This is a genomic window from Dyella sp. 2HG41-7, assembly GCF_021390675.1.
Lineage (GTDB): Bacteria > Pseudomonadota > Gammaproteobacteria > Xanthomonadales > Rhodanobacteraceae > Dyella_B.
Window position 1 is genome coordinate 3,182,968 of the sequence record NZ_JAJEJV010000004.1, and the last position, 20,705, is coordinate 3,203,672.

Sequence of the window (20,705 nt, forward strand, 5' to 3'; positions counted from 1 at the left end):
ATAAAGAGGATCGTTATGAACCGTCGCGAATTCCTGCTTGCCGCTGCCAGCGCTACCGCCCTGCCCGCGCTATCGCTTTCCGGCAGACTTTTTGCAGCGCCGACCAACTCGCCGCGCTTTCTGTTTGTGTTTCTGCGCGGCGGTTACGACTGCAATAACTTTCTGGTGCCGTATGGCAGCGACTTCTATTACGAGTCGCGCCCGACGATCGCGATCGCTAAACCAGACGCCAACAATCCAAATACGACCATACCGCTCGACGCCAACTGGGGTCTCAACCCAGTGCTGCGCGACTCGATCTATCCGATGTGGCAAAAGAAGCAGGCGGTCTTTATTCCTTTCGCCGGCACCGACGATCTATCACGCAGCCACTTCGAGACCCAAGACAATATCGAACGCGGCGAGCCGTCGAGCGAAGGCGGCAATTTCCGCTCGGGTTTTCTGGGACGCCTCTCCAGCGTGCTGACCGACACGCCGGCGATCGCGTTCACCAATAGCCTGCCGCTCAGCTTCCAAGGCGCAGGCAAGGACATTCCGAATATCTCCTTGCGCGGCGACACGAAGGCGCATTTCGACGATCGGCAATCGGCGATTCTCGCGGGTATGTACAAAAACACGTCGCTGGCCTCCGCAGCGGCGGACGGCTTGAGTCTTCGCACCACGGTTTCGAAGGATCTGCAAAACGAAATGGCCGCAGCCAGTCGCGGTGCGCCGAACGCGAATGGATTCGCGAAAGAAACGCAGCGCATCGCTACTTTGATGCGCGATCAATATCGGCTTGGCTTTGTCGACGTCGGAGGTTGGGACACCCACGTCAACCAAGGTAATGTGACCGGCGGCTTGGCCAACAATCTGCGTAATCTCGGCGAAGGCTTGGCCGCCTATGCGGCGACGCTCGGCAGTGAGTGGGACAATACGACGGTTGTCGTGGTATCCGAATTCGGTCGTACATTCCGCGAAAACGGTGACCGTGGCACGGATCACGGCCACGGCACCGTGCACTGGGTATTAGGCGGCAAGGTCAATGGCGGACGTATCGCAGGCGAACAAGTGGCCGTAAATCAGCAGAATTTGCTGCAGAATCGGGACTATCAAGTGCTCAATAATTACCGCGATGTCTATAGCGGTTTGCTTGCGCGGGTCTGGGGTTTACGCGGCAATCAACTTCAGTCCGTTTTCCCGGGCGCGACACCGCGCGATTTGCAATTGGTCTGAGGCTCACCCCGCACGCATGCGTTGCGCGAAGCACGCCATCAAGGCGTGAACTTCGCGTAACCGTCGGTAGGTGTTCGTATGGCAGTATCCGTATCACTTAGCGCTCACGCCCATAGTCGAGATTCGCATGCGCCCGATTGCACTCGCATCCTTGTCGCTGTCGATAACCTTGCTGCTTGCATCGACATCTATCGCTGCCGTCACCAACACCAACTTCAGTTCGCAGGATATCGTCTGGTTGCGTCGCGATAGCTTTGGCTTGGATAGCGCGACGGTTACACAATATCGCGCGTTAGGCCGCAAAGCGTTTCTGCAGAAGCAACTCGACGATCGCCTTGGCGACACCCTGCCTCGACCCATCGCGGCCCAGATCGACGCCTACGAAGCCTTCCATACGCCGCTCGATCAACTGCTAGCCTCGCTTCAACAGGAACAACAGCAGGTTCGCACCATGCCTGACGGCCCCGAAAAAGTTGCCGTCAATAAAGCGATTCAGCAGCACGGCAATCAAGTCGGGCTGGAAGCGCAACAAGCCGAATTGCTGCACGCGATCTACGGGCCCAATCAGCTTAAGGAACAGATGGTGTGGTTCTGGCTGAATCATTTCAGCGTGTACGCTGCCAAAGGGCGCGTGCGCTGGGAATTGGCCGATTACGAACAGAACGCGATCCGCCCCCACGCATTGGGCAAGTTCCGCGATTTGGTGATGGCGACGTTGCAGAGCCCAGCGATGCTGGAGTTTCTCGACAACGCGCAAAACGCCAAAGGTCACGTCAACGAAAACTACGCGCGCGAGCTGATGGAGTTGCATACGCTCGGCGTCAATGCTGGATATTCCCAACAGGACGTGCAACAACTCGCATTGATACTCACCGGCGTAGGCGTTGCGCCTGTCGATGGCAAACCTCAGCAGTTCAATCCGGCGATGGCGCCGCTGGTCGTGCGCGACGGCATGTTCGAGTTCAATCCGCAACGGCACGATTTCGGCGATAAGGTATTGCTTGGAAAAGCCATCAAAGGAAGCGGTTACGACGAGGTAAAGCAGGCTGTCGATTTGATCGTAAAACAGCCCGCATGCGCACAATTCGTCTCGCGCAAACTCGCGGCTTATTTCGTCTCCGACAATCCGCCACCCGAACTTGTAGCGCGCATGGCCAGCGTCTTCCAACGCACAGATGGCGATATCGCCCAAGTCGTGCGCGTAATGTTCGAATCGAAGGACTTGCTCACCCACTCGGGCAAGAAATTCAAAGATCCCACCCAGTTCGTCGTCTCGTCCGTGCGGCTGGCGTTCGATGGAACGCCGATTGTCAACGCGCAACCGATGGTCGGCTGGCTCAATCAATTGGATCAGCCTCTATTCGGGCGCATCACTCCCGACGGCTGGCCACTCGACAACGAAGCGTGGTCCAGTTCCGGGCAAATGGCGAAGCGATTCGATATCGCCAATGCGATCGGCACCGGCAACAACCAACTATTTACGCCGATAGGAAGCAAGACGCGCGCGGCAGGCTTCCCGATGCTCACAACGCGCCTGTATTACCAGGCCATCGATCCGTACCTGTCGCAAGCGACACGCGATGCGTTGGCGAAAGCGACGTCGCAACAGGAATGGAATACGTTTCTGCTGGCGTCGCCGGATCTCAATTATCGCTGAGCGCACAAGCTAGCGATCAAAGCTGACGGCATCCAGCGTCTGGAGCCTTTCCACTCTTTTCGATCGTCGTCCCGGCGAAAGCCGGGACCCAGTGCCTTAAGCTCTAACGCAAAGACACTGGGCCCCGGCCTTCGCCGGGGCGACGACACTCTGCGGCATCTTGTATCTCGGGGCGCGCACTAAGCATCCAACCTTCGATACTCGCCTTGCATAACCGGCTCCCAATTAACGCCACCATCAAACGAACTCTCCAGCATCAAACGATAAACGCCATCCGCCACCGATTCGTAAATATGGCGCGTTTGTCCGCGCTGCGAACTGCGCAAAAACACCAGGCGCCTGCCATCGCAATGCCCCGTTGCAGGTTGCGATGGCGTAAACCCGTAACTGTCGAACCAGTACAAGGCATATTCGCCGGGCTCTTGCTTCGCCACAAACACTGCGTGCGCCTGCATCGCGAGCTTACCGTCGCGTTCTTCGCGATAGTCCAGCAACAACGCCTTGCCGCCGAGATCGAACCGCGCACTCACATTCCCGACGGCGCTACCGCCTTGCCCCCAGCGCGTGGTAGCGATGGTTTCATCGCCACGCCATTCGCCCACCAATTCCGCCAGTGCGTTCATTTCCAGAGGGGCCATGACCGCGGACTCCTAGTCGTTGCCGGCAACCAGCAAATGCTTGGCGACTTGTCCATGCAGATAGCCCATGGCGCGCACGATGTGGAGGGTCGCAAAGAACATGGCGATACCGACGATGCTGGCCAAAATCGAGCCCGGCCAACCCGACCACCAAGTCACCCAGTCGCACACCCACGACGGGCCGTCGCACTGCGAATACTGCGTCATGCCCATGGATTCGAGAACCAGCTTCACGATTGGCGCAGCGGCCAACGCGATCGACGTTGCAAGCAACGTGATGGTGATCGTGAAATAGATGATGCCGAGCGGCAGCATCAGGATCATGTAACCCAATGTGCCCCATGTGCGCGGATCGCTGAACATGGTGCCGATGCGTTTCCAGAACGACATGCCGCGCGTCGAAAACGCGGGACGTCGCGGCATGCGCACGCCGAGCATGGTTTCCACGATACGCCCCTCGACCAGCGAGAGCACGCGCACCGAACCCAGAAACAACACCACAAACGGAATACCGATGATCAACACCGACAAGCCGAACGACAAACTGATTCCGGTGACGGCCCAGGTGAAATAGAAGATGCCCGTCGCCAGCGCCAACACCATGTAGAACAACGCGCCATAGGTGTGCGGGTCCGCTGCCACACCGAAGAAATGGCCCGCCCACGAACGCTGCTTCGGCCGCGGCGGTGGACGCAAGGCGCGCTGGATCTTGATCTCTTGATCGCGATAAAGCTCCGCCACTTCTTCTGGCGCGCCGTAGCTGCCTACTACTTTGGCGAGCATGTCCGATTCACTGCGTCCCGGCTGTTCGGCCAGCTCGGCGCGCAAATGCTCTTCCGCGTCGTAAAGCGCGTCCTGGATCAATGCCGGATCCGCACCGCGCAAAGCCGTTCGCAATTGCTCCAGATATTCGGCAATTGTGGTTGGCGCCCCTGTTGCAGCCGTATTCATCGCAACTCTCCTTGCAAAACCCTGTCGACAGAATCGCGCGTGCCCTCCCACGCAGCGACCCACTCTCGCAACACTTCGCGTCCCAATTTCGTAATGCGGTAATAACGCCGCGGCGGCCCGCTAACCGAAGGCTCCACCTCGCTGCCCAGCAAACCGCTGCCTTCCAGATTGCGCAGCACCGGATAAAGCGCGCTCTGCTTTCCCGCCAGCACACCCTCGCCGAGCTCTTCCAATCGCTTGGCGATTTGATAGCCGTACAACGGCTGTCGCGACTGCCCAAGCACTGCCAACAACACAAGCGACACTGTGCCTGTCGACAGCTCTTTCTGAAATTTCTTGAGATGGGCCGCGCTATCGTCCACGACTGCCCCGCCCTTCCACTTATGTTGGAGAGCATAGTAGTGTGAAGTCAACACTAGTTCATGGGTATGAAGTCATGCTTGGCGGGAGGCCCGTAGAGCGCTGCCCTTTACGGGCCAAACTCATAGTGAGCTCGCACGTCAGAGGCCAATACGGCCCGTTGAACTTGTGCGCGGTGTAAATCGCTCAATCCTCATCGTGCAGCGCGGTGAGAAGATTCGAGCGAAGTTTCACGATGTCCTTTTGCAGCTTCGAGAACTCCGTGGACGTAAGGCCGCAGGCATCGACCACATCCGCGATGAAAGCTCTTTCGCGCAGTCGTCTACCGCTTTTCGTCAGACCCACAAACACCTGCCGCTCATCGGCAGGATTGCGTACGCGCTCCACATAGCCCATGGCTTCGAGTTTCTTGAGGATCGGGGTGAGCGTGTTCGATTCGAGAAAGAGCTTTTCGCCTAGGCTGCTAACGGTCTGCTCGCCCTCTTCCCAAAGCGCAATGATGGTTACGAATTGCGTATAGGTAAGGCCAAGCTCGTCCAAAATGGGTCGATACACCTTGCCAAAGGCCAGGTTCGTCGAATACACGGCAAAGCAGAGGTATTCGGCCAGCTTCACGTTCGTTTTCATGCGATTTCTCGGTCTGGCGGAGAAGATTCCGCAATGCCCGATTATACATCGCATGCGAGATGATCGGTATCGCTTGAATTTCCTGGCGACTTGAATCCAATCAAGGGCGGAGTCGACCGGGTTCGCGGTCCAAGGGAGGCGGCCTGAATGGCCCAGGAGCGAGCCTTTTCGGCTCTCACGGATCGCCACTTTAAAAAAACCGCTTGACACCTCGCTCCGGTCGCGAGATTATATTTACATCGCATGCGATCTAATCGCTATCGATGCATATCCCTGATGCCGGCAAAGCTCTTGACGACTCTCCGGGATCGGCCTAGCCTATATACATCGCATACGATTTAATCGTTACCGATATTACAATCAACCCACATTGAGTAATCCGTCATGACCAAGATCGAAAACGTCATCTTCTCCGGCTTTACCCACACAACGGTAAACCACGACCCCAACGCCCAACGCGGCGATCATGGCGTCGTCGATATTCAGCTGTCCGCTCCCGGTGGCGACAGTCACGAATTTATCGGCGCCGTGCCCCACCCGACGGCCGAGCAGTTTTTCGCAGGCGCCTGGTCGGCCTGCTACATCACCGCGCTTGGCCTGGCCGCTTCGCTGAAGAAGGTTACGCTTCCGGCCGATTTTGCGGTGGATATTCAAGTCGACGTCGGTCAAGCCGGTCCGGGCTGGTTTTTGGCGGCCAAATTCACTGTCCGCTTGCCGGGCTTGGATCAGGACCTGGCGGAAAAATTGGTTCACGCCGCACATGAAATCTGCCCCTATTCGAAAGCGGTGAAGGGCAATATCGAAGTCGCCGTGAACGTTATCACTGCGTGAACTGCGCTGCGGCCGATAGGTCTGAATTGACCGATCGGCCGCGCTCTCTTTCGGGAGCCGCAGAAGTGCGTTGCGTCCCACTCGCCAACGGCCAACTTGTCTTTGGCGGGGCACGCGCCAAACAAGTTCTTTCCTCATCACTAACGCTTTCGCTGGCAACGCATGGGCGTCGAAATATGGCATCGACGAACCGGAGAATTCTTCCGATCTTTTCACGTCGGCTTATTCCGGAGCGTCGTATTCCTGCAGCGATTTGATCGGCTCGGTCGCTCGTTGCCAGGACGACAGCAGTAGTGACCTACTCCCCCTCACCTACGGAAATCCATATGAAAATCAAAGACGCTGTCGTCCTTGTCACGGGAGCCAATCGCGGCCTCGGACTGGCATTTACGCGCGAGTTGCTCGCACGCGGCGCCCGCAAAATTTACGCCGGCGCGCGCGACCCTGCGACGATCGTCCAACCCGGTGTTCAGCCCTTGCGTTTGGATGTCACCAACGCCAATGATCTTGCCGCCGCTGTAGAACTGGCATCGGATGTGACGCTGGTCATCAACAACGCAGGGATCGCGCAGCTGGGCGGTTTTCTCGGTGCGGACAGCGAAGAGGTCACGCGACGCATCTTCGAAACTAATTTCTTCGCGATGTTGGGGATGAGCAAGGCGTTTGCGCCGATCCTAAAGGCCAATGGCGGCGGCGCGTTGCTCAACGTGTTATCCGTCGCGTCGTGGATCAATCGCAGCAATATGGCCGCCTATGCGGCGAGCAAGGCCGCCGCGTGGTCGCTCACCAACTCATTGCGCAACGAACTTTTGAATCAGCAGACACAAGTGATGGCATTGCATATGGGCTTTGTCGACACCGATCTCGCGCGCGATTTCGATGCGCCCAAGACCAGCGCCGAAGATATCGTCAAGCGCGCGCTCGACGGACTCGAAGCCGGCCTGGACGAGGTGCTCGCCGATGACATCACCTTGAAGGTCAAGCAAGGCATGACGGCCGCCAGGCCGAGCTACCTGCCCCAGGTCAGTTGAAATCGATACGCGGCCACCGAAGCACTCGGCGATACTCGCACAACTCGTTACATGCAGGAGACGCGCCATGCGCATACTTTCGCAATTCGATATCGACCGCACGTATCCAGGCGTGTGGACGATCACGTTCAACAACCCGCCGATCAATATGTTCACCCCCACAACGATCGACGAAATGGCTTTGTTGATCACCGAACTCGAAGCGGATCCAACCGTGAAGGCCGTGGTGTTCCAGTCGGCAAATCCCGATTTCTTTATCGCTCACCTCGATGTCGCCAAGGCCGCTGAGCGCCCGGAAGTGCTGAGCGTTTGGCGCGACGTGGTGCTGCGCCTCGCCTCCATGCCGGTCGTGAGCATCGCCAAGATTCGTGGCCGCGCGCGCGGCATCGGCAACGAGTTGGCTCTCGCTTGCGATATGCGCTTTGCGAGCCGGCAAAACACGTTGTTCGGCAATCCCGAAGTCGGCGTTGGATTGATCCCGGGCGGCGGCGCGCTGGAGTGGCTCCCGCGCTTGGTCGGCCGCTCGCGAGCGCTTGAAATCGTGCTCAGCGGCGACGATTTCGATGCCGATGTCGCGGAGCGCTACGGCTTGGTGAACCGCACGCTCGACGATAAAGACCTCGACGCGTTTGTCGACACGCTGGTACGGCGCATGGATTCGTTCGACCGCGAAACATTGGCTGCAGCGAAAGCCCAGCTCAATCGATTCGGGGTGCCGACCGCTGCCGAACTCAAGTCGAGCACCGATGCATTCTTCTCGACACTGGCCTCGCCAGGCGCGCGAGCGCGACGCGTAAAAATTCGCAACATGGAATACGGCGTTGCGAGCGACTTCGAAATGAATTTTGGAAGTTACCTTCCTTCATTCGGACCAGCGTCCAACGATGCGGCCGTTGCACAGCCGAGCTGATTACAAACGCGCAAGCCTTGGACCCAAAGCACGACAGCCTTTGGGGTCATACCCCATTTGGCGATGACACCAACGGTTGTCGGCGATGCACGTACGTTGCCGACAGACCGGATCTACTCCCGGGGACGCAATTCGCGTATTCCCTTTCCAAGCCTGCGGCGCAGCAGCGTGCGTAGCGTGACGCCGTCCGCATAACCGACTTCTCCGGCGATCTGATCGACGCTGAGCTTGCTGGTTTTCAGCAGTTGAACGGCGCGCTCGATGCGCAAGTCTTGAATGTACTCGACGGGCGTCTTGCCCACGACGGCATCGAGTCGTCGCGACAAGGTGCGCTTGCTGGTTCCCAGCGATTCGGCGATCGCATCGAGCGTGAGCGCCGAATCGAGACGCTCGCGCACCCATCGGTCGAATCGCTCGACCAGCGGATCGGAATGCGCAAGGTGATCGGAAATCACGTAGCCCGACTGCGATAGTCGTGTGTCGTAAACAAGGTATTTGGCGGCAAGCGCCGCAAGTTCGGGGCTGTTGTTGCGGATCAGCCATAGCGCAAGGTCGAGATGACTGAGCGCCGCGCCTGCCGTCACCATCGCGCCACTGGGAACGACAAGGCGATGCGCATCCAGGCACACATCGGGATAGCGCTGACGAAACACCGGTGAAAGCCACCACGTCGTGGTGGCCTCGCAGCCATTGAGCAAGCCGCTTTCCGCCAATACGAACGTGCCGGTGCACGCCGCAGCAAGACGTGCGCCAGCGCCGTGCCACCGACGTAAAACACCGAGCGCATCCACTACATCGTCGCGCCCGAGCGCTGGAAGCAATTGCTCCGCCACGATGTTGCCGAGCGCCGGCACGATCACCCATTCGGGAGTCGGCGCGTTGGCCGCATCGCGCACAGGCACCTGCAGCCCGAGCGCCGTGCGCACCTGCGGTCGTACGCCCATCACCGTCACATCAAAACCCGGCGTGGAAATACCCATCCACTGCGCGAGCGTGTTGGCCGTCGCCAATGCGTCGAGCACGGTGGTCAAGCCCGTATCGAACAAACCTTCCAGCGCAAGCACGGCAATTTTCATGGCACGATCAATACTAAAGATGTCAATCGAGCCAATATTAGCGCACCCAAGCCATTTGTAAAGTTTCGCCCACTGCGCAGCCCACCCTAAGCAATGACTGGAGAAACGACGATGGTGAAATGTGGATTGTTCGTCCGGCTCGAAGCCAAGCCGGGCAAAGAGCAGGCCGTAGCGGATTTTCTTGCCGCCGGCCTAGACATGACGAATCGGGAAGCGGCGACGCCGATCTGGTTCGCCATCCAACTGTCGCCCGCCACGTTCGGCGTCTTCGACGCTTTCGCGAACGAAGCGGGCCGCCAAGCACACCTTAACGGCGATATGGCCAAGGCGCTGATGGCGCGTGCCGGTGAGCTGCTGGCCACTCCGCCGTCGGTGGAGCCGATCGATGTGCTCGCGATGAAGAACGAATTGGGCTGAGTCGCCGCGCCCCGTATCTCGCACTACTGCAAATCGGCAAGGCCGAACGCGCGTGGATACGGGGTGCGCTCTTTATCGACTTGCGTCTTCCACCTTTGCTCAACACCGGCACGACGTTGATTGATTCACGCAAAACGTCGTGCGCCTCACAAAACTTTTGGAGATTGAAATGCACGCATTACGAAAGAAGATCGCTGTTGCCTTGCTGCTCGCCTTGGGCGGCCCGATGGCTCACGCCGCGGCAACACCTGCCGCAAAAGATATTGTCATCGTCCATGGCGCATTGGTGGACGGCTCAGGCTGGCACGCCGTGCACGATATTCTGATCAAAGACGGTTTCCATGTAACCATCGTGCAAGAGCCGCTCACCAGCCTTGCCGACGATGTCGATGCCACCAAGCGTGTTCTGGATCAACAGAACGGCCCGGTCGTGTTGGTGGGTCATAGCTATGGCGGCTCCGTGATTACGGAAGCCGGCGCCGATCCGAAAGTCAGCGCGCTTGTGTATGTGTCTGCGCTGCAGCCCGATGTCGGCGAAGCCAGCGGTCAATTGCTGTCGAAGTTCGCCGCACCCAACGATGCGATGCGGGCAACGCCGGACAAATATTTCTACCTGCCGGCGGAGAAATTCCGCGCGACTTATGCGGCGGATCTCTCACCTGCACAGGCTGCGTTCCTAGCCGATTCGCAGCAGCCGCTCGCGCAGAAAGCGATGGCTGCGCCCATCTCCGTGGCGGCATGGCACACCAAACCCAGCTATGCGGTGCTTACCACGGAAGATCGCATCGTCAGCCCAGAGCTTCAGCGCTGGATGTATCAACGCTCGAACGCCAAGGTGACGGAAATTGCCGCAAGCCACGCTTCATTTATGTCGCAACCGGTAACGGTCGCTCGCGTGATCGAGGCTGCTGCAAAGCAGACGAATTGATGGCCGACTATCTCGATGGGGGGCGCTCCCCCATCGCAGATATGCGCTTTGTGTCATCCGCGCACCCTGGTCATCGCCTCACAACCTCTCAATTTTGACGCTATGCGCACGCCCGTATGTGGGGCGTGTACGTAGTCCTTTGAATCCACCACGGGTGTGCTCGTATGTTTTTACTTATCCTTGCCTACTTCGGCGGCGTGTTGACTATCCTCAGTCCGTGCATCTTGCCGGTGCTGCCTTTTGTTTTCGCGCGCGCGGATCGTCCGTTCACACGCAATGGATTGCCGATGTTGATCGGCATGGCGCTAACGTTTGCCCTGGTGGCTAGCTTGGCCGCGGTGGGCGGCGGATGGGCCATTCGCGCCAACCAGTACGGCCGCATCGTCGCCTTGGCGGTGCTTGCCGTGCTTGGCCTCACGTTGATGTCAGAACGAATCGCCGATTGGATTAGCCGTCCATTCGTCGCGCTCGGCAACAAGCTCGCTCCGCATGGCGACAGCGAAAACGATTCAGTGCTGTCGGCAGCTGCTCTGGGCGTTGCGACCGGGTTGCTGTGGGCGCCTTGTGCGGGCCCGATCTTGGGCTTGCTGCTTACCGGCGCGGCGCTTAACGGGGCCAACGTGCAAACCACGTTGTTGCTGCTCGTGTATGCGACGGGCGCTGCAACGTCGTTGGCGTTGGCGCTGGCCATCGGCGGGCGTGTGTTCGCGCTGATGAAGCGTTCGCTGGGTGTCGGCGAGTGGGTGCGTCGCGGATTAGGTTTGCTGGTCTTGGCCGGTGTCGCCGCCATTGCGCTGGGATTGGATGCCGGATTCCTGACGCGCGTATCGCTGATCAGCATGAGTGGGATCGAACAGACGTTGATCAACGCGATACGTCCTGCGCCTGCTGAGCAAACCACGGTCAAAGCCGGCGCATCGTTACCCGTGGAAGGCGACTTCCCCTCGCTGGATGGCGCAACGCAATGGATCAACAGTCCGCCGCTTACAGCGCAATCGTTACGCGGCAAAGTGGTGCTGGTGGATTTCTGGACCTACTCCTGCATCAACTGCATTCGCGCGCTGCCCTACGTGCGCGGTTGGGCCGACAAATACAAGGATCACGGACTGGTGGTGATCGGCGTGCACTCGCCCGAGTTCGCCTTCGAGAAAGATCCGCGCAATGTCGCCGACGCCATAAAAAATTTGCATGTCGACTATCCGGTAGCGCTCGACGATCACTACGCCATCTGGAAAGGTTTCGATAACGCGTATTGGCCTGCACATTATTTCATCGACGCGCAGGGACAAATTCGCCACCACCATTTCGGCGAAGGCGATTACAAGCAGAGCGAAGACGTCATCCGTCGAATGCTCGCCGACGCCGGCCAAAAGAATCTGCCAGGCGGCTACGTACAACCGGATGCGCAAGGTGCGGAGGCCGCCGGCTCCGGCGACGCCACGCGCTCGCCGGAAACTTACTTGGGTTACGACCGTGCCGAAAATTTTGCGGGCGGCAGCGTGACGCAAGACAGGAGCTCGACATATCAAGTACCGCTCGCACTGACGGCCAACCAGTGGGCACTCGATGGTCATTGGACGATTAACAAAGAAAGCGTGCGGCTCGACAGCAACCTTGGACGCATCGTCTATCGCTTCCGCGCCCGCGACCTGCATGTGGTGTTGGGCCCTGGTCACGACGGTAAGCCCGTGCGTTTCCGCGTGCTGATCGACGGCAAAGTACCTGGCGTCGATCATGGCGCTGACATCGATGCGGATGGCAACGGCGCCGTCACCGCGCAACGCCTCTATCAGCTCGTGCGGCTCGCCAACGATCGTGGTGAGCACACTTTCGAAATTCTGTTCCTCGATCCGGGCGTGCAGGCGTATGCCTTCACGTTTGGCTGATTAGCGCTCAACCTTGGGAGGCCCCATCGCGTGGGGCCTTCCAATCCTTCCCTTACCAACCGACGGTGATAGTAGCCACCGTGGGATTGGCGCCGATCAACGACGAACTGAAACCGCCGACATCGTCATACGGGAAACCGTAAGTCAGTCCGTTGATGCTGTGCGCGTGCCAGAACGACGAGTACGAGTTGGTCGGCGTACTGTTGTAGAAATCCCCCGACGTACTCCACGCCGCCGCGTTCTCGGCGACATGGCGATTCAGCGCGGCACATAACTGCGCCTGGATTTGCAGTTGCTTAGCCGTCGCCACGCCTGCTGCGGCATTGCTGGCGTCGTTGAGCACGCCGTTGCCCAGCAGCACTTCCTGCGTCGTAGGCATGTTGTTGATGTAGTACGTGCCTTGACCATCCGTAAACTGGAATTGATTACCGACGACATTGCCGGTAAACGTGCCCTGCGCATCGGTGAACACCAGCGACTGCGTGCGGTATTGATTCCAGATGGATTGAATGTAGCTGTCCAGATACGTGGCCTGCGCGCCGCCCGCGCCAAAACTTCCATGCGCTGGCGCAACGATGCGATACGGCGCTTGCACCTGCGCCAACGACTGGAACGGTTGCGGTACTTGCGCCACAAATTCCTGGAACAGCGCCGCACGCGATTCCGTCTCGCCCACCGTGTGGTCGTAACCGCTGGGATCTTGCAGCTCTAAACGAATCGGCATGCCAAATTGATCGACGCGCGTGGTGTTGCCGTAGAAATTCGTGGCGTTGATATTCACTTCCACGAAATCGAACGTCACGTCGATATTGGGATCGCTGGGGTTATCGATATTCGGGCCGGTGTAGCCGTACACCGGGTTGCCGACAGCCTGGATATACATCGGGCTGGCGACGCTCAAATAGATGCGCGCGGAAAGAATCTGCGGCACGGTGAACGATTTGCACTGCGAGAACGGAATCGAATAGTTGGCGTAGCTCTGACCGTTCTTGCTCAACGCGCCGTTGTCCCCCGGCGCCATGGGGATAAGGTCGCCAGCGCAGTCGACATGCACAAATGTGCCGGGATGTGCCGGATCTTGTCCGACCATTGTCCAGTAGACCTGGCTGTCGGCATACGTTCCATTGGTGGCGTTAATCAGGTTGAAAGTGGTGCCAGCGGTGGGAAATACAGGACCCGATGGCGAAGGCGTCGGCGTAGGTGTTGGAGACGGTGCAGGCGCCGAATACGTCAGGGTCTGCGTCGACGTGTTGACGGCCGATCCGTCGCTCTGACCGATCGTGAACCAGTAGCTCACCTGCTCGCCGTTGGCGAGACCGGAAACCTGATACGTATTGTCGGTGCCGCTGTTGCTCATGCGCACGTTGAGCTGGCTGCCACCGGCGAGCGTGTAGTGAAGATCCGCCCATGCGCCGCCATCGGCATAGAACTGCGCCACACCGCCCGCCTCGTCGATGGCGCCATAACTCTCAGAAGGTGCGGGAGTCGGAGTTGGCGTTGGTGTCGGAGTTGGCGTTGGCGTTGGTGTCGGTGTCGGTGTCGGTGTCGGCGCGGGAGCTGGCGAACTGCCGCAACTGCCTTGCGATGTCCATGGCTGGCCGCTGCCGGCGCCGCCGTTGTTGGTGGCTGGGTCGTTGCCTTGCGTCCACCAGTTGGCCACGTAATTGATGCCGTTCTCGCTCGCGGTCTGACCTTGCGTATAGACGGCCGAAGCGCTCCAGGCCACCGCGCAGGTTGCCTGCGCATGCACAGTCTGTATCGGCGCAACGGTTAGCGCGGTTGTGGAAAGCGCCGCACAAATCGCGGTGCACAGCGAGCTCAATGCCAGTGTCGACCTGGCCTTCGAAGCATTGCTCTGTTGCATGGACTGTCTCCTTTGCTCTGGATGAAATCATTGCCAAATGAAGGAATGAGGCGATCTCACGGTGCGCATCGACGCAGCCGCGTGGGGACAGTCGCCGTCGGGAGTTTCTGGTTTTCTTGGAGCGCCAGCCGTCGAAAGTACAAGCGCTGTCAAAATGAAAATACAAGCGCTGTCATTTTTCTGTGACTACCGTCTAGCGGACGGCTTTGCTCTGGCCCGCAACAGATGACGGACGGACGAAAAATGAGCCTCATGCGGGCGCGCGCTTGTGCGGGGCCTCGAGGTGCCCTGCCCCGCGGACAAACGACTCGTCAGGATGCGAACGCCGCCCTCAGCGAACGCCGCGTACCGGCCGGATGGTCCAAGCGCTCAACGCGACGAGCACGGCAGCCACTGCGAACAGCGTCGCGAAACTGCCCCCACTCGCCCACAGAATGCCCGGAGCAATAGCCGGCATCAGCGACTGCGGCAGAACGCTCGCGATATTGAAGATGCCAAGGTTTCCCGCCGCGCAGGTTTCGCGTTCCGGCAAGACATCCGTCACCAAAGCAAGACCGGCGGCCAGATACACGCCTTGCGCCGCGCCACCGATCGCCATGCCCGCGAAAAACAATGCATACGAAGGGGCGAATGCAATCATCAGCAACGCCAAGGCATAAACCAGCGCCGCGCCGGACACGAAAACCTTGCGCCGCCCGACGGCATCAGACAAACCACCGCCCAAGGCGCTGAAGATCGCCACCGCGCACGACTGCACCAGCGTGGAGAGAAAGATCAGCCGCGGAACATCGTCCGGCGCGCATCCCAATTGACGAATCAAATAAAAACCTTGATACGTCATCAGCACCGCGATGCCAGCATAGAGCAGAAAACGACTGCTCCATGCCAAGGCGAAATCGGGAAAGCGCTGAGGATTGATCCAATAACTTCCAAAGAATTCGCGCCACCCGTAGCGCGCTTGCTGCGCTATCGCCAATCGCTGATCGGGCAACGTCGCGACCAGGATAAGTGCGCTGATTAGCGCGATGGCGGCGGGCACCAGGAACGCGGCCAGTGTGAAATGAGCAAGCGCCTGCGCCAGAAACGTGCCGCTGATCATGCCCACCGGCAAACTGATCCCCACAATGCCTGACACCGTGCCGCGCTGCGACACCGGCACCTGATCGGCAAGGATTGCCGCCAGCGCGGCCAATTCTGCGTTATAGGCAAGTTGCGTGATGCACCAGCCGAGCAAGAGGTGCGGAATCGACGCGGCAGTCGCGACGATCACAAGCCCGACTGCCCCGCCCAAGGCGCCTGCAATCAGCCACGGTCGGCGCATTCCGAAACGTGAGGTTGTGCGATCCGATAGCCGTCCAAAAAACGGATTGCCGAACAACGCCATCAACGCACCCACGCCCACCACCAACGACAAGCTGCCGGTTGCATGCACGGGAGCAAGCACGCGTACGCGCATCGCCAATCCCACCAAGATCGGTGGAAGCAACGCCATCCACAGGCCGGTATAAGCCGCGGCGTAGACCACGATAAACGGCCAACTGACGAGACGCCCACGCGAGGTTGCTTCGGCGGTCGCCCCGATCGGCGGGACCCCGGGCATCGCAGATTCGGCTACGTCGTCGATCACCGCCTTCGCATCCCCCTGAAACCGCAAGTCAGGCTCATTGCGAGCCCGACAACGGCGAAGAGCAGATCCTACGGCTTTTCGGGACCTGTCGTGGAGGCGCGTAGCTGTATTTGGTAAGGGACTCGCGCTTTGAGGTGCATGGCCGGGTCGCGGATCGACTGCAAGACGCTTTCGACCGCCATGCAAGCAATTTCGCGGCAGGGTTGGCGCACCGTCGTCAGCGCCGGTGAAATCAATTGCGATACCGGCGTGTCGTCAAAACCGCAGACCGACAAGTCCGCCGGAATGGCCAGCCCGCGTTCGCAAGCCTCGCGTATCACGCCGCACGCCATATCGTCGTTTGCCGCGAAGATCGCCGTGGGTGGGCGCCGCCGGCTGAGCAGCGCTTTACCGCCAGCCAATCCCGATGCGAACGTGAAGTCGCCTTCCACCACCAACGATTCGTCGAAGGCAATACCGGCTTTGCGCAACGCATCGCGATAGCCGCCGAGTCGCCAGGTGCGTGCGCCATGCCCCTTCAATCCGGCGACATGGGCGATGCGTCGATGTCCGAGCGAAATCAAATGCTCGACGATATCCGAGGCGGCCTTGCGCTCGTCGAAACCGATATCGAGGCGCGACTGATTCAACTTCGAAGAGATCGTCACGTAGCGAATGTCGAGCTCATCGAGGCGCTGCAAAAGCCGCGTGTTGTTCGCATGCGGCGGAACCAATACGACTGCGTCCGGACGATGCGTCGCCACGAATCCGTCGACCCTCGCGGTCAAGTCATCCCCCGCTTCGAAAGGATGCAGCACCGCGTTGTACGCCGTGCCGGTGCACGCCTGCAGCATGCCGACAATCAATTCCATGATGTAGCTGGAGCTGGCGGTCGGGTTGTCGTACAGCAGCGCGACCAGATACGAGCGATTCCCCGCCAAGCCGCGCGCCGCCGGATTGGGTACGTAATTGAGCGCGCGGATCGACGCTTCGATTCGTGTGCGCAACGTAGCGCGCACGCTCGGATTGCCGTTAAGGACGCGGGACACCGTCTTGGTGGACACACCGGCGTGCGCCGCAACGTCTTCGATTCTTGCCGGCATGTAGCGCCCTGTCTGTGTGTAACCCGCAATAACCCATGCTAACCCAAGCATAAGGCCCTCAACCATCCATTTCTCATTCTTTTCACATCAAAGTACCAGCGCTGGTATTTTCTGTTGACAGCGCTGGTACATTTGACTAGCGTGCTTGGCGGGCAAAAGCCCGCGTGCTGCGTTGTGCATTGCAAGGGGAAGCAAGGGAGGCGCCTTCACGGAGTCGCCGCAATGCGTTTTGCAGCAACCTCGCCGTCCGCGCCTGGGGAGCGTTTGAGGCACGCGTCGGCGGGTATTCACTGGACATTGGGAGGTTCCGGAATGAAGAAGCAGTCCATCCGTTCGCATGCGCGCAGCGTCAGCCAGCCGTACCGGTTGTCCATCGCCATTGCGATGACGTTGTTCGCTGCAACACAACTGCATGCGCAAACCACGCAGCCGGCGCCGCAGTCGAACGATCAAGCCACGCCCGCCGCGACGCAGGATGCAAAAACGAACAAGAAAAAAGACGCGTCCACCACGGCCGACGAAAAAGAGGCGAAGCTGCTATCCGGCCTGACCGTCAGCGGTTTCTCCAGCAGCTTGAACAGCGCGCAGGAAATCAAGCGCTACGCCGATACGGTGGTCGATGCGATTTCAGCGCAAGACGCCGGCTCCCTGCCCGATACCTCGGTCACCGAAGCGTTGAAGCGCGTGCCCGGCGTGGCGGTCAGCGCGTTCGGCGTCGCTGCCGACCCGGATCACTTCTCCATCCAAGGTTCGGATATCAGCCTGCAAGGTCTGCCTTATACCAGCACGCTATTCAATGGTCGCGAAGTGTTCTCCGCAGGCGGCGGGCAAGGCTTGAACTTCTTTACCGTGTCGCCAGAATTGATCGGTTCGGTGGTGGTGAGCAAGAACCAGACGGCGGACATGATCGAAGGCGGCATCGCCGGCACGATCGATCTGAATACGCGCAAGCCGTTCGACAGCAAAAAGGATACGCAAGCGTCCATCACGCTGGGTACGTACTGGGGCAATCTGGATAAAAAGGGCACGCCGCAAATCGCCGGCTTGTTCAGTCATAACTGGAACACCGACATCGGTCGTTTCGGCGTGTTGTTCAACATCGCCTACGACCGCATCGATCAGCAGGACAACGCCATCTCGCTGGTCGATTTTCAGCGACGCTGCGATGGCTGCTCGCTGCCAAACGGCAGAACCGACAGCTATCCCGGTCTTGCGCCGGGCCAATACGCTTATGTGCCCGTTGGTGGCGACTTGCGCGTTCAAGACGAAACCAGCACGCGCTTCGGTCACGTGCTTTCCACGCAATGGGAAAGTCCCGACAAGGCTTGGCAAGCGACCTTGGAATGGGATCGTGCCTCGGATACGGAAACCACGTACGAGCACACGCTGCAAGCATCGACCGACGGCTGCGCGTTCGGACAATCGCTCGCTGGTTGTGCCGTTCCGGTGGCGGGCACAACACCCGTCTACGATTCCAATGGCGTCTTTCAGTCGGGTGTGATCGGCGGCGCTCCGGGTTCGTCGAGCTTTCTGCCTATCACTTACGGCGGCGTGCCGACGCAGCTGGACAGCACCGCGTATCGGAATCGCTACGTCACCAACGATTACAGCTTCAATCTGAAGTGGAACGTCAACGACCGCCTCCATCTAAGTGCGGACGTGCAAGACACGAAATCCACGTTCAACAACTTCTACTACTACATCCGTCAGTTGACGCAGGCCAACTGGGCGATCACCCAACATGGCGACAACGTACCGAGCGTTGCGTTGCTTTCGCCGGATCCGAACGAAACGACGGCGCAGTATTACGCCAATCCCAACAACACCTATTGGGCGGCGGCGCAAGATCACTTCGCCAATTCCTGGGGCAATCAGCGCACGTTCCGTTTGGACGGCACGTTCGATATCGATTCGGGCTTCCTGGACAACGTGGAGTTCGGCGTTCGTCACTCCGATCAGCGCGAAACGGTGCAGAACTCGGCCTACAACTACGAAAGCATCAGCTTTCCTTACGGCCAGAACGCCGTCACCGTTGCCAATACGCCCGGTGTCACGGGGCTGTACAACCTCAACTTGCAAGGGTTTAGCGGTAGCAATTTCCCTGGCATCGTCGCACCGTATTTCACGCTCAATCCGCTGACGCAATTCCATCAGGCGGCGGCCATCATCGAGCAAATCAACCAGCAGGCTAAGAACATGAACCCGCCTGGCAGCGTGGGTCAGTACTACACGCTGTACCAGCGCCCACAGTACGTTTCCGGCGATGTATTCGTTCCGGGCACGTTTTACTTGCCGCAGGAAGTCGCCTCCAACCAAGAGAAGACGAACGCCAGCTACGTACGCCTGAACTTCGGCAACGACAACACGGAGTTTCTCAGCGGCCTGCAAATTAGTGGCAACGTGGGCATGCGCTATGTGCACACCCAGGATGACGCCGAAGGTTATCTGATCCTTCCGAACCAGGCGGCGATTCTCAACGGCGTAAGCATCGCGCAGTATTGCTTGAACCAGACCAACGGCGGCGCCACGCCCTCACCCGGCACATTCTGCGCGCTGACGCCGGCGCAGCAACAGCAGTACATGAGCTTCGCCAATGGCCAATACACGCCGATCACGGCGCGGAACTCCTACGCCGACTGGCTCCCCAGCTTCAATCTGTCGATTGGCTGGACCGACACGCTGATCACACGATTCGCGTTTTCCAAAGCGGTGTATCGACCAACGCTCAACCAGCTGCAAGCGGGTCAGTCCATTAGCGGATTGCTTCCTTATGGCACCAACGGCAGCACAGTGCCGACGGTAGGCAATGGCTATAGCGGCAGCAACCCGTACCTCGTGCCCATTTCGTCGCACAACTTCGACATTACGCAAGAGTGGTATTTCGGCAACGCCGGCTCGGTATCCGCAACGCTGTTCTACAAACAGTTGAACAACACCATCCAGACCATCACCAGCGTGGTCGATACCTCGGTCACGAACAATGGCGTGACCTACCCAGAGCAATACACCATCGGCCTAGCCAACTTGAACAAAGGCGGCAGCGTGCGCGGCGCGGAACTGGCGTATCAGCAGAAATACGATTTTCTGCCTGGCTGGTTGTCCGGCCTCGGTACGCAGATGAACTACACGTACATCAAACCGCGCAATCTGAGTTACGGTTCGACCAACTTCTGCCCCAGCGGCTACGCGCCCGCGACGCAGTGCGTCAATCAGCTCACGCTGCCGCCGTACGAACTGTCGCGCAATACCTACAACTTCACCATGTACTACGAGAAAGGCCCGCTCTCCGCGCGCCTTGCGTACAACTGGCGTTCGAAGTACCTGATCACAGGCTATGAAGCGGATTATCCGTTCCTGCCCGTCATGGCGTCGTCGCAAGGCCAATTGGATGCGTCGGTGATCTATGCGCTCACCAGTCACATAAAGCTGTCCCTGCAGGCCGCCAATATCCTGAATTCGACCTTCAGGACGCGGGAAATCGTCAATACCGATGGATTGAGCGTGCCCAAGGGCTTCTTCCGCAACGACACGCGTTACAACCTCAGCGTGCGCGCGGACTTCTGACGAGGAGTGTCCGAACTTCCGCGCGGCGTATAAGCACCGTG

17 protein-coding genes are annotated in these 20,705 nt (G+C 59.1%); 9 read left to right on the forward strand and 8 right to left on the reverse strand.

What is annotated here, in order from left to right:
• Positions 1-15 precede the first annotated feature (15 nt).
• Both L0U79_RS15695 and L0U79_RS15700 read left to right on the forward strand, forming a co-directional pair.
• Complete coding sequence (locus tag L0U79_RS15695; RefSeq protein WP_233843179.1) at positions 16-1,215, forward strand: DUF1501 domain-containing protein; 1,200 nt, start codon at positions 16-18, stop codon at positions 1,213-1,215.
• Between the two features lie 127 nt (positions 1,216-1,342).
• A complete protein-coding gene (locus L0U79_RS15700; protein ID WP_233843180.1) occupies positions 1,343-2,872 on the forward strand; it encodes a DUF1800 domain-containing protein in 1,530 nt (509 codons plus the stop codon).
• Between the two features lie 179 nt (positions 2,873-3,051).
• On the opposite strand, the gene L0U79_RS15705 is transcribed toward L0U79_RS15700, so the two are convergent.
• From L0U79_RS15705 to L0U79_RS15720, 4 genes are all read right to left on the reverse strand, one after another.
• Positions 3,052-3,510: a DUF1579 family protein gene (locus L0U79_RS15705; protein ID WP_233843181.1), complete on the reverse strand. Its 459-nt coding sequence runs from the start codon at positions 3,508-3,510 to the stop codon at positions 3,052-3,054.
• Between the two features lie 12 nt (positions 3,511-3,522).
• Positions 3,523-4,461 carry a sensor domain-containing protein gene (locus tag L0U79_RS15710; RefSeq protein ID WP_233843182.1) on the reverse strand — a complete coding sequence of 313 codons (939 nt, stop codon included), beginning with the start codon at positions 4,459-4,461 and terminating at the stop codon, positions 3,523-3,525.
• Complete coding sequence (locus L0U79_RS15715; RefSeq protein WP_233843183.1) at positions 4,458-4,823, reverse strand: PadR family transcriptional regulator; 366 nt, start codon at positions 4,821-4,823, stop codon at positions 4,458-4,460. Before L0U79_RS15715 ends, L0U79_RS15710 begins: the two co-directional genes overlap by 4 nt.
• A 184-nt stretch (positions 4,824-5,007) precedes the next feature.
• Positions 5,008-5,448 carry a MarR family transcriptional regulator gene (locus L0U79_RS15720; protein WP_233843184.1) on the reverse strand — a complete coding sequence of 147 codons (441 nt, stop codon included), beginning with the start codon at positions 5,446-5,448 and terminating at the stop codon, positions 5,008-5,010.
• 384 nt (positions 5,449-5,832) lie between these two features.
• On the opposite strand from L0U79_RS15720, the gene L0U79_RS15725 reads away from it, so the two are divergent.
• The 3 genes from L0U79_RS15725 (at position 5,833) to L0U79_RS15735 (ending at position 8,220) form a co-directional block, all read left to right on the forward strand.
• The gene (locus L0U79_RS15725; protein ID WP_233843185.1) at positions 5,833-6,279 is read left to right on the forward strand and encodes an Ohr family peroxiredoxin; all 447 of its coding nucleotides are present in this window, start codon (positions 5,833-5,835) and stop codon (positions 6,277-6,279) included.
• Positions 6,280-6,605: 326 nt separating this feature from the next.
• Complete coding sequence (locus L0U79_RS15730) at positions 6,606-7,310, forward strand: SDR family oxidoreductase (protein ID WP_233843186.1); 705 nt, start codon at positions 6,606-6,608, stop codon at positions 7,308-7,310.
• A 67-nt stretch (positions 7,311-7,377) separates the two neighbouring features.
• The gene (locus tag L0U79_RS15735; protein WP_233843187.1) at positions 7,378-8,220 is read left to right on the forward strand and encodes an enoyl-CoA hydratase/isomerase family protein; all 843 of its coding nucleotides are present in this window, start codon (positions 7,378-7,380) and stop codon (positions 8,218-8,220) included.
• Between the two features lie 113 nt (positions 8,221-8,333).
• Here L0U79_RS15735 and L0U79_RS15740 read toward each other — a convergent pair whose 3' ends face one another.
• Entirely contained in the window at positions 8,334-9,296 is a 963-nt protein-coding gene (locus tag L0U79_RS15740) for a helix-turn-helix domain-containing protein (protein ID WP_233843188.1), read from the reverse strand.
• Positions 9,297-9,407: 111 nt separating this feature from the next.
• Between L0U79_RS15740 and L0U79_RS15745 the strand changes: the two genes are divergently transcribed.
• The 3 genes from L0U79_RS15745 to L0U79_RS15755 all read left to right on the forward strand — a co-directional run bounded on the left by L0U79_RS15745 (position 9,408) and on the right by L0U79_RS15755 (position 12,527).
• Positions 9,408-9,713: an antibiotic biosynthesis monooxygenase gene (locus tag L0U79_RS15745; protein WP_233843189.1), complete on the forward strand. Its 306-nt coding sequence runs from the start codon at positions 9,408-9,410 to the stop codon at positions 9,711-9,713.
• 169 nt (positions 9,714-9,882) lie between these two features.
• Positions 9,883-10,641, forward strand: a complete 759-nt coding sequence (locus tag L0U79_RS15750; protein ID WP_304488656.1) for an alpha/beta hydrolase — start codon at positions 9,883-9,885, stop codon at positions 10,639-10,641.
• Positions 10,642-10,805: 164 nt separating this feature from the next.
• Positions 10,806-12,527: a cytochrome c biogenesis protein DipZ gene (locus tag L0U79_RS15755; protein ID WP_233843190.1), complete on the forward strand. Its 1,722-nt coding sequence runs from the start codon at positions 10,806-10,808 to the stop codon at positions 12,525-12,527.
• A 52-nt stretch (positions 12,528-12,579) separates the two neighbouring features.
• On the opposite strand, the gene L0U79_RS15760 is transcribed toward L0U79_RS15755, so the two are convergent.
• The 3 genes from L0U79_RS15760 to L0U79_RS15770 form a co-directional block, all read right to left on the reverse strand.
• Positions 12,580-14,391, reverse strand: a complete 1,812-nt coding sequence (locus L0U79_RS15760; protein ID WP_233843191.1) for a beta-1,3-glucanase family protein — start codon at positions 14,389-14,391, stop codon at positions 12,580-12,582.
• 331 nt (positions 14,392-14,722) lie between these two features.
• The gene (locus tag L0U79_RS15765) at positions 14,723-16,018 is read right to left on the reverse strand and encodes an MFS transporter (RefSeq protein WP_233843192.1); all 1,296 of its coding nucleotides are present in this window, start codon (positions 16,016-16,018) and stop codon (positions 14,723-14,725) included.
• Between the two features lie 68 nt (positions 16,019-16,086).
• Positions 16,087-17,100, reverse strand: a complete 1,014-nt coding sequence (locus L0U79_RS15770) for a LacI family DNA-binding transcriptional regulator (RefSeq protein WP_233843193.1) — start codon at positions 17,098-17,100, stop codon at positions 16,087-16,089.
• Positions 17,101-17,412: 312 nt separating this feature from the next.
• Between L0U79_RS15770 and L0U79_RS15775 the strand changes: the two genes are divergently transcribed.
• Positions 17,413-20,664, forward strand: a complete 3,252-nt coding sequence (locus tag L0U79_RS15775; protein WP_233843194.1) for a TonB-dependent receptor — start codon at positions 17,413-17,415, stop codon at positions 20,662-20,664.
• Positions 20,665-20,705 lie beyond the last annotated feature (41 nt).